This window comes from Williamsia soli (assembly GCF_017377795.1).
Taxonomy (GTDB): Bacteria; Actinomycetota; Actinomycetes; order Mycobacteriales; family Mycobacteriaceae; genus Williamsia; species Williamsia soli.
Genome location: NZ_JAFRDR010000003.1, coordinates 278114 through 291277, shown reverse-complemented (window position 1 = coordinate 291277; position 13164 = coordinate 278114). Strand labels below are relative to the sequence as shown.

The window sequence follows — 13164 nt, the reverse complement described above, 5'->3', positions numbered from 1 at the left end:
ACAATGCAAGAAGTCATTACATTCGCTTTTCTGGGATTGGGTTTAGGTGCCCTGTATTCCTTGGCGGCCCAAGGGCTCGTACTGATCTATCGCGGATCGGGTGTGCTCAACTTCGCCCACGGCGCCATCGGTATGGCGGGCGCGTACATCTACTGGTCGATCAGCGTCGACCACGGGCACCCGTTTGTGGTCGGTTTGATTGCGGGCGTGGCGGCTTCGGCCGTCATCGGAGCCGCCACCCACCTGCTGGTGATGAGGCCACTGCGCCAAGCTTCTCCTCTTGCGCGGGTGGTGGCCACCCTCGGGATCCTGATCACCCTGCAGTCGTTGGTGGTCCTTGTCTTCACGACCGAAATCCGGTTTGTTCCGAGCACGCTCCCGGTTGACTCCGTCAGTATCGGCGGCGTGAAGGTCTCCACCGACCGCATCTACCTCCTCGTGATCGCCGTAGTCCTCGCGATCGCGCTGTGGGCGCTGTACAAGTTCACCAAGTTCGGCGTCGGAACCGCCGCTGTCGCCGAGAACCAACGGTCCGCCGCGACACTCGGCTGGTCGCCGGATGTGATCGCCACCGCCAACTGGGCCTTGGGCTCGGCTCTCGCCGGAGTGGCGGCTATTCTCATCATCCCGATCGTGACCTTGCAGGTATCGGTGTTGACGAACATGGTGCTGGCTGCTCTTGCGGCCGCCCTGATCGCCTCCTTCAGGTCCTTTCCCATTGCCTTGGTGGCGTCACTCGTCATCGGCGTGGCCGAAGTCGAATTGACGCGGTATGTGCAGCAACCAGGCCTTGGTACGTCAGTACCGTTCATCCTGATCGTGGTGTTCATGGTGGCGCGCGGACAAACCCTGCCGATGCGTGACTACTTCCTCCAGCGACTTCCTGCAATCGGTGATGGTCGCGTCAAGTTCGTGTATGTCGCGGCCGCAGTGGTGGTCGGGGTGCTCGCCGTCGGCTTCACCCCGGTTGCCTGGCAGGACGGTTTCACCATCACCATGGCCACCGCCTTGATCCTCTTGTCCCTGGTGGTCGTCACCGGATACACCGGACAACTCTCGTTGGCACAATTCGCGCTCGCTGGATTCGGTGCGTGGATCGCGGGTCGCCTGGTGGCAGACCAGGGTTGGCCCTTCTGGGCCGGCGCTCTTGCGGGTGTCCTGGGTACGGTTCCGCTGGGCCTCGCGTTCGTGCTGCCGGCCGTCAGGACGCGAGGGATCAACTTCGCGGTTGTCACGCTCGGTCTGGGAAGCACGCTGGAGTTGATGCTCTTCCTGAACTCCAGCTACACCGGCGACTACAGAGGCACCCAGATCGACAGCCCGCATCTTTTCGGGATAGACATCGGCGCGATCAGCCATCCTGCCCGTTATGGCTATGTGACTCTTGCTGTTCTCATCGTCGGATGTCTGGCTGTGGCCAACGTGCGAAGGGGGCGGAGCGGTCGCCGATTGATCGCAGTCCGCACCAACGAGCGCGCAGCGGCGGCCCTTGGCATCAGCGTCCAGGGAGCGAAGCTGTACGCCTTCGGACTGGCGGCGGCGCTGGCTGCGGCCGGCGGAATCCTGTTGGCTTTCCGCAACACCTCGATCAGCTACGCGACGTGGACTAGCTTCGAGTCGATCTCGGCCGTCGCATGGGCCATGATCGGCGGTATCGGTTTCATCATGGGCCCGATATTCGGGGCGACTTTGGCCCCGGGTGGGTTGGGAACAGTTGTCGGTGATCGTGTGTTTGCGGGGATCGCGGAATACGTCCCGCTCATCACCGGTGTGTTGTTGATCGTGCTCGTCCTGATGAACCAGCACGGAATCGCAAAGGAAACGGGCAACCAGATCCGTTGGGTCCGTGGCAAGCTGGGGAAGAGCTTCAGTGCGATTGCCATCAAACCGGAAAAGCCTGTCGCACTTCCAGCTGAGGTTCGTGCGAAAGTCGACCCGCGGGTGTTGAAAGTCTCCGGACTGACTGTGACATACGGTGTGACGGTGGCCGTCGATGAGGTCTCGCTGGCGGTCACCCCCGGCAAAATTGTGGGTCTGATCGGTCCCAATGGAGCCGGAAAGACGACTCTCATCGACGCCATCACAGGGTTTGCGAAGGTGTCCGATGGCACCATCGAATTGGATACGCAACCCATCAACAAGTGGAGCGTGATCAAACGTTCGCGCCAGGGCTTGAGCCGATCTTTCCAGTCGCTGGAGTTGTTCGAGGACTCGACGGTCATCGACAACCTTCGAGTTGCGTCCGACCCACGCGACCTCTTCTCCTACGTTCGTGACCTCGTGCTGCCAACCCAACCTGAGTTGCCAGGTGAGGTGGTCGCAGCGATCAAGGAATTCGGCCTCGAAGCGGATCTGCAGACCAAGGTGGAGGACCTGCCCTACGGAAAGCGGCGACTGCTTGCGATTGCACGCGCAGTCGCGACCACGCCGAGCGTTCTACTCCTCGATGAGCCTGCCGCAGGCCTCGGCGACGCCGAGACGGCGGAACTGGCCAGCTTGGTCCGGCGCCTGGCCGCTGACTGGGGGATGGCGGTGCTCCTTGTCGAGCACGACATGAACTTCGTGATGAGCGTATGCGATGAGATCGTCGTTCTTGATTTCGGCAAGAAGATAGCCGAAGGCACCCCGGCGCAGGTCCGAAACAATCCCGCAGTCATCGCAGCGTATCTGGGCGAGACAACTGACGAGCTGATCGAGGATCCAACAGTGAGCACACCGCCGGCCGTGACCATGGCCGGAACTTCTACGGCAAAGGATGGCTTCTGATGAGCGTGGTTCTGGATGTGCACGGCTTGACCACAGGATACGGTTCGCAGCCGGTCATTCACGATATCAACCTGCACGTCGACGCAGGAGAAGTCGTGACACTGCTCGGCGCCAACGGTGCCGGAAAGACAACGACCCTGCTCGCGCTGAGCGGCGTCCTCCCACTGCACGCCGGCGAGGTGTTCTTCAACGGTAAGCCTGAGACGGCCCCGCTTCACAACCGGGCACGTCGGGGCCTGTGCTATGTGACCGAAGAGCGCTCGATCTTCAAAACCCTCTCGGTCACAGACAATCTGAAGGCGGGTGGGGTCGCTACAGAGGACGCGCTTGCGCTCTTTCCCGAGCTTGAAAAGCGGTTGCATGTTCGGGGTGGGTTGCTGTCTGGAGGCGAGCAGCAGATGCTGAGCCTCGCCAGGGCGCTATGCCGTGAACCGAGCCTGCTGCTGGTCGACGAGATGTCGCTCGGACTGGCTCCGCTGATCGTCGAGCGGCTGCTCAAGGCCGTTCGTGAAGCAGCGCAATCGCGGGGATGCGGTGTTCTCCTCATCGAGCAGCACGCCCGAAAGGCTTTGCTGTACGCGGACCGGGTCTATGTCATGCGTCGTGGTCGAATCGAAATGGACCTGACTGCGGCTGACGCCCGCGCCCGAATCGATGAGATCGAAGACTCGTTCCTGAGCAGCCGCGTTCCGGAGCCGCAGGCATGACCCCACCGTTGTAGCCGAAAGCTGCAGTAAAGCAAGCTATCCGAAGTGCATGACGAGGCAGTAGCGCGAATCAGCCCAGGAGTCGAAGGACTCCTGGGCTGATTGCTCGAGCTGCATGGGAAGAATCGGATTGCCACACTCCGGGACTCAGCTGAAAGTCTGAGCGGCCTTCGCTTCGGTGACTGCAGAAAGCCGGTATCCGGGAAGGGTGCAGTGCGCGTCGATCAACCGCACTGCATGCGACAGGCGGCTGGTTCCCAGAAAGGTCGCGACGTATAGGCACAGGGTCATGATTTCTTGGTCGTCGAAGACCGATTTGAGTTCGTCCCACATTGCGTCGTCGACGAGGTGGTGATTTGTGCAGAACGCGAGTGTGTACCGAATTGCGGCTCGCTCACGCTGCGTGAAGTCTGCGGTATCGAGCTCGTCGAACAGGTCCGGCGCATCCGCGTTCATTCCCTGTTCAATTGCTTTGGGATTGCGGAAAGCCAAGCATGCTTCGCAGCCGGTTGTAGTGGCCACCGCGAGCCTTACCAGCTCGGTGAGCTTGAAGCCGAGGACGTTCTCCTCTTTCGTCAATGCGGTGTAGAACGGCAGAAATGTGTCGGCCAAGGAACCTGTCTTGCCGATGAGTCCGGTCATCGCAAGCGACGTGGGACTTGCCGTGGGTCCGGTCGCGGCTTGCATGGCGGGAGTGAAATCGGTTACCGGCATAGGGGTTACAGGCATCGGGCGGTCGGAGGGCATAGCGGTGGTCCTTTCGCGGAAGTCGGGCACTCGCTGGCTGTGAACTGCGTAATCTACAGGTCCGGTGCCGAGTGTTAGTGTACTGTCTGACTGGTTAATTGTCTGATATACAGGAGGATTCGTGGAGCAGTCTGAAGCCGTAGACATCGTTGAGATCGGACAGTTGCTCGACAACTTCGTGATTGGAATGGATCGGCTCTTCGGCATCTTTCCCATTCGAATCGATCGGGATGCTGCCGACGGGGTGCTCGATATGTTTCTGCCGGAGGGAATCCTGCACACGCCCTTCGGGCGTGCGGAAGGCCGCCAGGCGATAAACAAAGGGTGGGAGCGCGTGGCCGCGCTCGAAATGCCCTCTGATGGACCAGAATACATCCAACATCACGTCACCAGTCGCGAGATACGCCGGGTGGATCCCACCACGGCGTATACATTCGTCTATGTCCAAGCGCTCACGGACCGAGGGCTGGACCATTGGGGCACCTACGAGGACCGCATCGTGAAGGTCGCAGATGGCTGGAAGTTCGCGGAGAGATTGGTGAGCGTGCAGGGATGGGTGCCCGGCGGGTACTACTCCGGAATGCCGAATCCGCAGAACCCCGTTCGACACTGGTGAGTGTGGCGTCGGGAGGCGCCGCAGGCGCGCCTCCCGACCTGATCGCGATTCAGCGGGTTACTTTCAGCACGTATCAGTGCCCGCTCGATCTCAGCGAGCTGCGCGCCGGTATTGGACGGGCCACAGCTCGGTCAGTGATTCACCGAGCTCGCTTGCTGCATGCAGTGGCCAGTGGGGGTCGCGCAGCATCTGGCGCCCGACGAGGATCACGTCAGCAGACCCGTCGGCGAGGATGTCTTCGGCTTGCTTTGCCTCGGTGATCATTCCTACTGCGCCGGAGTGGATTTGGGCCTCCTGGCGGACGCGCCGAGCGAAGGGCACCTGGTAGCCGGGGCCGACAGGGATCTTGGCCAGCGCAGTCCCGCCCGAGGAGTTGTCGATCAGGTCAACTCCCGCGTCCCGGAGTAGCGCACTCAGCCGGACTGTGTCGTCACCGGTCCAGCCCCCTTCGGCCCAGTCGGTGGCCGAGACCCTGACCACCAGGGGAACGCCTGCAGCTACACGTCCGCGGATCTCTTGGACCACCTCGAGTAGGAACCTGACCCGATTGTCGAAAGGTCCGCCGTATTCGTCGTCGCGCAGGTTCGAGATGGGGGACAGGAACGCCTGAAGCAGATACCCATGTGCCGCGTGCACTTCGAGCACGTCGAAACCGGCCGCTACTCCACGTTCGGCCGCATCGCCGAACGCAGCCACGATTCGTGCGATCCCGCTGTGGTCCAGTGGCAGTGCGTCGTCGCGAACACCCGGGAACGAGTCGACGGACGGTGCAACCGGTTGCCAGCCACCGTCGGCGTCCGCGACGGGTCCACGGCTGTCGGTGAATCCGGAATACGTCGAGGCCTTGCCGCCGGCGTGCGCCAGCTGTAGCCCCGCCAAAGCACCCTGTCCGTGTACGAAATCTACGATGCGGGACCATTCTTGCTGCTGCTCAGTGTTCCAGATCCCGGTGTCTTCAGGCGTGATTCGACCCTCGGGCGACACTGCGGTCGCCTCGGTGAACACCAGACCTGCTCCGCCGCGGGCGAACGAACCCAGGTGGACCAAGTGCCAGTCATTCGGCAAACCATCGATGGCCGAGTACTGACACATCGGTGCCACCCAGGCCCGATTTCGTGCGGTGACGTCTCGCAATGTGATCGGACTGAAAAGAAGACTCACGTTCGTACCTTTCGATGGCGCGCTGCATTCTCGGCGGCGGACGCCTGCGGTCGTTGAACTGATTCGAAATATCAGACAATTGTATCGCAATCCATTGCTGAGGCGTACGCTCACTCACGACGGAGAAGGGGTGACCCCGCCGGCGCGCCCCGGACTACCGAGCAAAAGCCATCAGACCCGTCTGAGTCGGATCAGGAGGACGTTATGCGAGCTGTCCAGTATCGACACCTCGGAAGAGGCCCTGAGGTCGTCGACATCGACAAGCCTGAGCCGGGCCCAGGTCAGATTCGGCTACGGGTAACGGCCGCCGGCTTGTGTCACTCGGATCTTGGACTGATGAGCCAACCCGCGGATCAGTATGGATACGGGCTGCCGCTCACACTCGGACACGAGGGCGCGGGGACAGTGGACAAGCTGGGGCCGGGTGTCTCGGATGTCGAAGTCGGAGAATCCTTCGCCGTATACGGCCCACGCGGATGCGGGCGTTGTCGAGCATGCTCGCGGGGCGAGGAGAACTATTGCCCACACGCCGCGGAACTGGGTATCAAGCCGCCGGGTCTCGGTGAACCGGGTGCCCTCGCTGAATACCTGATCGTGCACGACAAGCGCTTTCTTGTCCCTCTCGACGGCCTCGATCCCGTCAAGGCGGTGTCACTGACGGACGCTGGTCTGACTCCCTATCACGCGATCCGGTCGTCTCAGGACAAGCTCTTTCCTGGGGCGCATGTCGTGGTGATCGGGGTCGGCGGACTCGGGCACGTGGCAGTGCAGATCATCCGCGCCATCACGGGAGCCACCGTTGTCGCCGTCGATCTCAACAGGGACCGGCTCGACATGGCTCTGAACGTCGGTGCTCACCACGCGCTCCTCGCAGGCGATCGAACTGCAGATGAGATCCGCACACTGACCGGAGTTGCCGGCGCACAGGTGGTGTTTGATTTTGCCGGCGCGCAATCCACCCTGGATCTTGCGCGAGACGTGGTGGCCATCGACGGCTGTATACAGATCGTGGGGATAGGCGGCGGTTCGGTCGCCACGGGATTCGGTCATACTCCGCTCGGTGTTGCGGTGCGTGCGCCCTACTGGGGTTCCCGGAGCGAGCTCGGCGAAGTGCTGGACTTGGCACGCGCGGGGCTGGTCGAGGTTCGTGTCGAGGAGTTCGCCCTGGAAGAGGCTGTGGTCGCTTACCGCAAGCTGGACGCCGGGGAACTGCTCGGACGGGCAGTCATCGTTCCATGAAGCCCATTGTCGACGAAGGAGAGCCGACGGTTACGGTCACCGTCCGGGACCGCATCCTGGTGATCACCATCAATAGGCCGGCAGTCCGCAATGCAGTCAACGGGGACGTCGCACGACGGATTGCGGACGCTGTGCAGGAACTCGATTCCGATGATGAGCTCCGCGTGGGGGTGTTGACGGGCGCGGGCGGGACATTTTGTAGCGGAATGGATCTCAAAGCGCTTCTGGCCGGAGATCTGCCGTGGGTCGAGGGTAAGGGTTTCGGTGGGCTGACGCAGCTTCCGCCGCGCAAGCCTCTGATCGCGGCAGTGGAGGGATGGGCAGTTGCCGGCGGCTTCGAGTTGATGTTGGCCTGCGACCTGGTTGTGGCTTCGGAAGCCGCTGCTTTCGGAGTGCCTGAGGTCAAATTGGCAACTGTGGCCGGCGGGGGAGCCGCAATGAGGCTGCCGCAACGGATCCCGACGGCCATCGCGCTCGAGATGCTCCTGACCGGCGACACCATCTCCGCGCGGCGAGCCGCGGAGTTGGGTTTGGTGAATCGGTTGACCGGCGAGGGTGAGGCTCTCTCGGTGGCGCTCGAGCTCGCTTCGACGATCGCCGCGAATGGTCCACTCGCAGTGACGGCAACCAAGCAGATCGCGCGGGCGGCCGCCGAGTGGTCGCGGGCGGACGAGTGGTCGGAACAGGACCGGCTGGCGCGGCCGATCTATGAGTCCCGCGACGCGCGGGAAGGTGCGACGGCTTTCGCCGAGAAGCGAGCTCCTGTCTGGTTCGGCCGCTAGGGAGCAAATTCGATCGAACGGCGCCGACATCGGTGTCGAGAGCAGGCATGTGATGCCATGAGAGAGAAGAGGATTTGGAGAAATGAGCCCGTCACAAGAGTCGACGTCGTCCGCTGCTGCGCAGACCACGCCCATCATCGATGCGCAGGTACACGTATACGAACCGGATCACCCGGGTCGCCCATGGAAAGGCCGACTGGTGGGACCCGATTCGATGACCGGCGAGGAAATGCTCGCTGCGATGGACGCGGCGGGTGTGGACTGTGCGCTGGCAGTGTCGTCGTGGGCGTTTTACCACAACGACTCGAGCTACACCGCTGATGTCTACCGGCAGAACCCAGATAGGTTCCGGATCATCGCCCCGATCAATCCTTATGTGGCCGGCGCAGTGGAAGACATCGACAGCTGGGGCGACATCCCCGGCTCGGTCGGGATCCGGCTGATGCCGGGCGTGATCGAGGGGTTCGACGCTGCGTCGGCCGAAGTCAAGGCTGTCGTCACAGCCGCGCAGAAATTCGACTTCCCGATTTGTGTCTACTGCCCTGGTCAGCTGCAGCACCTCGACCGGCTGGCCCAGTTGTACCCGGAAACGCGATTCGTTCTGGACCACCTGGGCTTGGCTCAACCTTTCGAGCCCCCCGTGCCGTCCGACCCCTTCGCGGCAATCGGCAGCGTGCTTTCCTTGGCCCGGTACGACAACGTCTCCGTCAAGATCTCGGCTGCACCTACTCTGTCGCACGAGCCGTTCCCGTTCACAGACCTGTGGTCGCCCTTGGCTCGTTACTTTGATTCGTTCGGAATTGAGCGTTGCATGTGGGGTACGGACTGGACGCGCGCCCTCAAGCTGGTGTCCTACGGCGACTCTGTCGCGGCATTCAGAGACCATCTCCCTCTGTCGAAGGACGAGAAGGCCGCACTCATGGGCGGCACTGTCTCGGCGACCTTCGGCTGGTGAGACCGCGGTCCACGGCCGCTCAGCGCAGTTGCGCGCTGAGCGGCGGACAGGGGCCCGTGTGAGGTGTCATCCTTTGGCCGCAGCGGATTCGACGGTGCCGGTGAGTAGGCCTCGGTAGCCGAGCCACACCGCTGACGCCGACACGATGAGCGCTGCTGCGCCCCAAACCAGCGCGGACCACCCGCCGACTTGCCAGAGAATGCCGGCGAGTGCGGATCCGAAGGCGCCTCCGACAAAGTTGACTGTGACAAAGGCGGTGTTGAGCCGACTACGGGCCGTAGGGTCGATCGACAAGATGCGGGTCTGATTGAGGATGTTGACCATCTGGATCGCCACGTCGAACAGGAGGACGGAGCCGATGATCACCACGATGGACTGTGCGCCGAAACCGGCGAACGCCAAGGCCACGAGGGTGAGCACCAGTGCGATGCCGGTGGCGGGTACTGACAGGCCACGGTCGTACAGTGCGCCGGCACGACGAGCGGCCACGGCGCCTGCCAGTCCGACAAGTCCGACAAGTCCGATCTGGTTGACGGAGTACGAGAACGGAGGAGAACTCAGGAGAAATGTGAGGCCGGTCCAGAACATCGTGAAGACCGCGAAGGCGGCCATTCCGATGATCATCGTCACACGGACTGTCTTGTGTTGGCGTACAGCGCCGAAAACCGAGAGGAGCAATCTGCGGTAGCCGATTGCCGGCCGCTCCGGAGCTGTCGGAAGTACAACGATGAGGACGATTGCCAGGAGCGTCATCAGCACGGCCGCCGCGAGGTAGATTGCGCGCCAACCGAAGGCGTCGGCGACAAAACCACTGACGGTCCGAGACAGCAGGATTCCTATGATGAGACCGGACACGACAGTTCCGAGAACGCGCCCACGCTGCTCGTCCCGAGCAAGGTCGCCGGCCAGCGGCGTCAGAAGCTGTGCCGACACCGTGGTCAGCCCCAGCGCGGCCAATGCGACAAGGAGCACCGCAAAGTTGGGGGCGGCAGCGCACGCCACCAATGCGGCGGCCGAGCAGAGCATGATCGACGGAATGAGGCGTCGACGGTTCACGGTGTCACCGAGTGGTACCACCAGGAAAATGCCAACGGCGTAGCCGATCTGCGTGACCGTCACCAGAAGTCCGGCCTGTCCATCCGACACGTCCAGTGACTCGCCGATGTCACTGAGCAGTGGCCCGGCCCAGTAGAGGTTGCCGACGGCAGCGCCCCCGGCGATGGCGAAAAGCAAAGTCAGGCCGCGGGACATTCCTGACGTGTGCTCACGCTGTAACTGGCCCGAACCCATCACCGCGTCGGAACTGAGGGCGCTCCCCACATGAGCGGCTCCGCCGGAGAATGCAGGAAACGGTGTGTGAAGAGCCAGCCGTCCTCGCCCAGAACGAGGCGGTCGTGATAGCGCCAGGTTCCTGCGATGACCTGGCTGCTGTCCGGTCCGGGAACGATTCCGACCATGTCTGTCCAGGCCGACGCGTGGCCTTGATCTCCCAGCTGGACGACAGTCGGGCCCAGAAGGTGCCGGCCTGGCTCCTGCGTTTGCATATTCGCCACAGCGGCGATCATTTCATCGCGGCCGGTCTGTTTGAAACTCCCCACCGCCATGACGCAGTCTTCATGCAGCATGGCGGCCAGCGCGCTGTAGTCGCGGTCGTCGAGTTTGAAAGCGTAGAGGGCGATCAGCCGCCGGATAGCGTCTTCCTGGAGTAGGTCCGAGCTGCTGCTCATGCGCCCTCCCCGGCCTGGCGGCTCACGAGGCGCGCGAAGAGAGTGGACCGGTCGACGTCCTCATCACCCAACAGCATCGAGTTCGCGACGGCGCGGCGGAAGTACAGGTGTGCCGGATGCTCCCAGGTGAACCCGATACCACCGTGAACATGGATGTTGGCGCGCGCGACCCTGTAATACGCGTCCGTGCAGTAGATCTTGGCGAGGAGGAGGTCGTCATAGGCGGTCTTTCCGCCCGCTTCGGCTTCCTCGGCGGCGGTCCACCCCGACGAGATCATTCCTTCCACAGTCACTGCCAAGTCGGCCAGCTTGTGTTTGATCGACTGGAACCCGCCGATGGGGCGGCCGAATTGCTCGCGGACCTTGGCGTAGGAGATGGCCATGTCGAGTGCCGCTTCCGCTCCACCGATGCAGTCCGCCACGAGGCACAACTCCGCTTCGCGGAGTGCTTCCCTCAACTGCGGTGCGCAATCATGCTCATCTGACACCAGCCGCGCCGGAACGCGATTGAGCTCCAGGTGGCTGAGTGAGCGAGTGAGATCAAAGCTTGTGAGCGGTTCGTCGGTGAAACCGGGATCATCTCGATCGGCTGCGAAGAGGCCGATCCCGAAGTCAGCCCTTGCGACCACGAGGACCACGTCGGCCCCGGTGAGATCGAGGACTTGCAGCTTCCGGCCGGTGAGCAGATAAGCACCGTCCTGTGACGGTGTCGCAGTCGTCGTGATGCGGTCGAGATCCCAGCCGGCCGAGTCTTCGTAGGCGGCCAACGCCGCGAGAACCTCACCCGAAGCGATACCGGGAAGGTGCTCTTTCCTGGCGGCCACTGAGCCCGCTTGTACCAGGGCCGGCGCCGCCAGCGCGATCGACGAGAACAACGGCGATGGGTGCACAACTTTGCCCCATGCTCGGAAGCCGACAAACATGTCCAATGGGGTCCCGCCCATGCCTCCGTATTGCTCCGGGATGGTGATACCGGGCAGCCCGATTGCCGAGGCTTGCTTCCACACCGTGGTGTTGCGCAGTCCATCCGCGCCCAGGTCCAGGACACCGCGAACGTCTTCGAGAGCGACGGAACGCGCGAGGAGGTGGCGAATGGTGTCGTCCATCGCGACGTGCTCGTCGTTCATCGGAATGGGTATGTACATGGGGGAGTCCTCTCAAAGCGTCCGAGTGGTCGTGGGTTGGCCTGTCAGCTTCCTCGGGGAAGCCCCAGTAGCCGCTCGGCGATCGCGTTCTTCTGAATTTCTGTGGTTCCGCCGGCGATCGACGCCATGGGGAAGCTGAGCATGAGGTGCGCCGCCTCCTGGGCGGCGGCGTCCTTCGCGGACCAGGCCATGGTGGCCTTGCCTGCGACAAGCGCGCTGGCCCGTGCGGCCGCTTCAGCTGCGGCACCGGTGCCGACCTTGACGAAGGATCCGAGCGGTCCCTGCGGGTTCGAGGTCTCGATGGCGCGGCGGATCCGGATTCCGTTGAGGTCGAGGATCCGCTGTTCGATGTAGAGGTCGAGCAGCGCTGCGGAGACGTGGGGCTCATCGATCACGCCGCGATCGCGGCTGAGTTCGACGAGTGTTTCAAAGACGTCAGCATCCATCCTCGAACCGGTCGTCCCGGCTCCGAGCGCCAGACGTTCGTGTGTGAGCATCGCGATCAGTACGGCCCAGCCCCCGCCGACTTCGCCGAGAATGGCCTCGGGGGACACTTTGACCTCGTCGAGGAAGACTTCGTTGAAGTTCGTCTCACCGGTGATCTCACGCAGCGGGCGGATCTCAACCCCGGGTGCCTTCAGGTCGACCACGATCATGGTCAGACCGTTGTGTCGGCGCTCTTCACGCGAGGTCCGCACCAGTGCCAACGCAAGATCCGACTCGACGGCGAGTGAGGTCCACACCTTCTGGCCGGTGATGACGTATTCGTCGCCCTGAAGCGTAGCGGTGGTCGAGACGCTTGCCAGGTCGGATCCTGCTCCCGGCTCGGACAGCAGCTGGGTCCAACGCTCGTCGCCGCGCAACATGCGGGGGATGTGTCGGGTTTTCTGCTCGGTTGTCCCGAAATCGCGAACCGTGGGTGCGCAGATACCCACGGTGACCGCCGAATAGGGAAGCGACCACTGGTAGTCCCGCATCTCGTCGTTCCAGACGGTCTGGTGTGCGGCACTGAGCGCTCGTCCTCCGAGCTCCGTCGGCCAGGTGAGACCCAGCAGACCGGCGTCGTACATTCGCTGGTTGGTTTCTCGTCGGGAGTCCTCAGTGCTGCTCGCGGGCGCGAGATGAGCGATGTTCTCGCCGATCCACGTCCTGAGCCGAACTCGGAACGCGCTGAGGTCCAGGTCCGATAGATCGAAGTCGCTGTTCGACGTCATCACGTCTCCTTTACAAAGAGGCCCGAACTACTGCCAAGCATGCCCGGCAGTTGTCCGACAGTCTCGCTTTATCGGCTTGCGCAAACTCTATTGCCAGCTCCACGG

Annotated in this window: 12 protein-coding genes; 6 read left to right on the top strand and 6 right to left on the bottom strand. The window is 62.8% G+C overall.

Annotated elements, in window-relative coordinates:
• Positions 1–3 precede the first annotated feature (3 nt).
• On the top strand, positions 4–2766 hold the full coding sequence (locus J3S28_RS09900) for an ABC transporter permease subunit (protein ID WP_207840097.1): 2763 nt from the start codon (positions 4–6) through the stop codon (positions 2764–2766).
• On the top strand, positions 2766–3473 hold the full coding sequence (locus J3S28_RS09895; RefSeq protein WP_207840095.1) for an ABC transporter ATP-binding protein: 708 nt from the start codon (positions 2766–2768) through the stop codon (positions 3471–3473). Before J3S28_RS09900 ends, J3S28_RS09895 begins: the two co-directional genes overlap by 1 nt.
• A gap of 147 nt (positions 3474–3620) precedes the next feature.
• Here the strand turns inward: J3S28_RS09895 and J3S28_RS09890 are convergent, their stop codons facing one another.
• Complete coding sequence (locus J3S28_RS09890) at positions 3621–4250, bottom strand: carboxymuconolactone decarboxylase family protein (RefSeq protein WP_207840093.1); 630 nt, start codon at positions 4248–4250, stop codon at positions 3621–3623.
• A gap of 91 nt (positions 4251–4341) precedes the next feature.
• On the opposite strand from J3S28_RS09890, the gene J3S28_RS09885 reads away from it, so the two are divergent.
• A complete protein-coding gene (locus J3S28_RS09885; protein WP_207840091.1) occupies positions 4342–4836 on the top strand; it encodes a nuclear transport factor 2 family protein in 495 nt (164 codons plus the stop codon).
• Positions 4837–4926: 90 nt separating this feature from the next.
• Here J3S28_RS09885 and J3S28_RS09880 read toward each other — a convergent pair whose 3' ends face one another.
• Positions 4927–5997, bottom strand: a complete 1071-nt coding sequence (locus tag J3S28_RS09880; RefSeq protein WP_207840089.1) for an NADH:flavin oxidoreductase/NADH oxidase — start codon at positions 5995–5997, stop codon at positions 4927–4929.
• Positions 5998–6201: 204 nt separating this feature from the next.
• Here J3S28_RS09880 and J3S28_RS09875 point away from each other — a divergent pair, with 204 nt between their 5' ends.
• The 3 genes from J3S28_RS09875 (at position 6202) to J3S28_RS09865 (ending at position 8973) form a co-directional block, all read left to right on the top strand.
• On the top strand, positions 6202–7236 hold the full coding sequence (locus tag J3S28_RS09875) for an NAD(P)-dependent alcohol dehydrogenase (protein WP_207840087.1): 1035 nt from the start codon (positions 6202–6204) through the stop codon (positions 7234–7236).
• Entirely contained in the window at positions 7233–8018 is a 786-nt protein-coding gene (locus J3S28_RS09870; protein WP_207840085.1) for a crotonase/enoyl-CoA hydratase family protein, read from the top strand. Before J3S28_RS09875 ends, J3S28_RS09870 begins: the two co-directional genes overlap by 4 nt.
• 82 nt (positions 8019–8100) lie before the next feature.
• Positions 8101–8973: an amidohydrolase family protein gene (locus tag J3S28_RS09865; RefSeq protein ID WP_207840084.1), complete on the top strand. Its 873-nt coding sequence runs from the start codon at positions 8101–8103 to the stop codon at positions 8971–8973.
• A gap of 66 nt (positions 8974–9039) precedes the next feature.
• On the opposite strand, the gene J3S28_RS09860 is transcribed toward J3S28_RS09865, so the two are convergent.
• Genes J3S28_RS09860 through J3S28_RS09845 form a run of 4 tightly spaced genes read right to left on the bottom strand, consistent with a single transcriptional unit; the run spans position 9040 to position 13059 of the window.
• Positions 9040–10293, bottom strand: coding sequence for an MFS transporter (locus tag J3S28_RS09860; protein ID WP_207840082.1), 1254 nt, complete (start codon positions 10291–10293; stop codon positions 9040–9042).
• Positions 10263–10700 carry a nuclear transport factor 2 family protein gene (locus J3S28_RS09855; RefSeq protein WP_207840080.1) on the bottom strand — a complete coding sequence of 146 codons (438 nt, stop codon included), beginning with the start codon at positions 10698–10700 and terminating at the stop codon, positions 10263–10265. Before J3S28_RS09855 ends, J3S28_RS09860 begins: the two co-directional genes overlap by 31 nt.
• Positions 10697–11845, bottom strand: coding sequence for an acyl-CoA dehydrogenase family protein (locus tag J3S28_RS09850; protein ID WP_207840078.1), 1149 nt, complete (start codon positions 11843–11845; stop codon positions 10697–10699). The genes J3S28_RS09855 and J3S28_RS09850 overlap by 4 nt, the downstream gene beginning before the upstream one ends.
• A gap of 44 nt (positions 11846–11889) precedes the next feature.
• Positions 11890–13059, bottom strand: a complete 1170-nt coding sequence (locus J3S28_RS09845; protein ID WP_207840076.1) for an acyl-CoA dehydrogenase family protein — start codon at positions 13057–13059, stop codon at positions 11890–11892.
• Positions 13060–13164 lie beyond the last annotated feature (105 nt).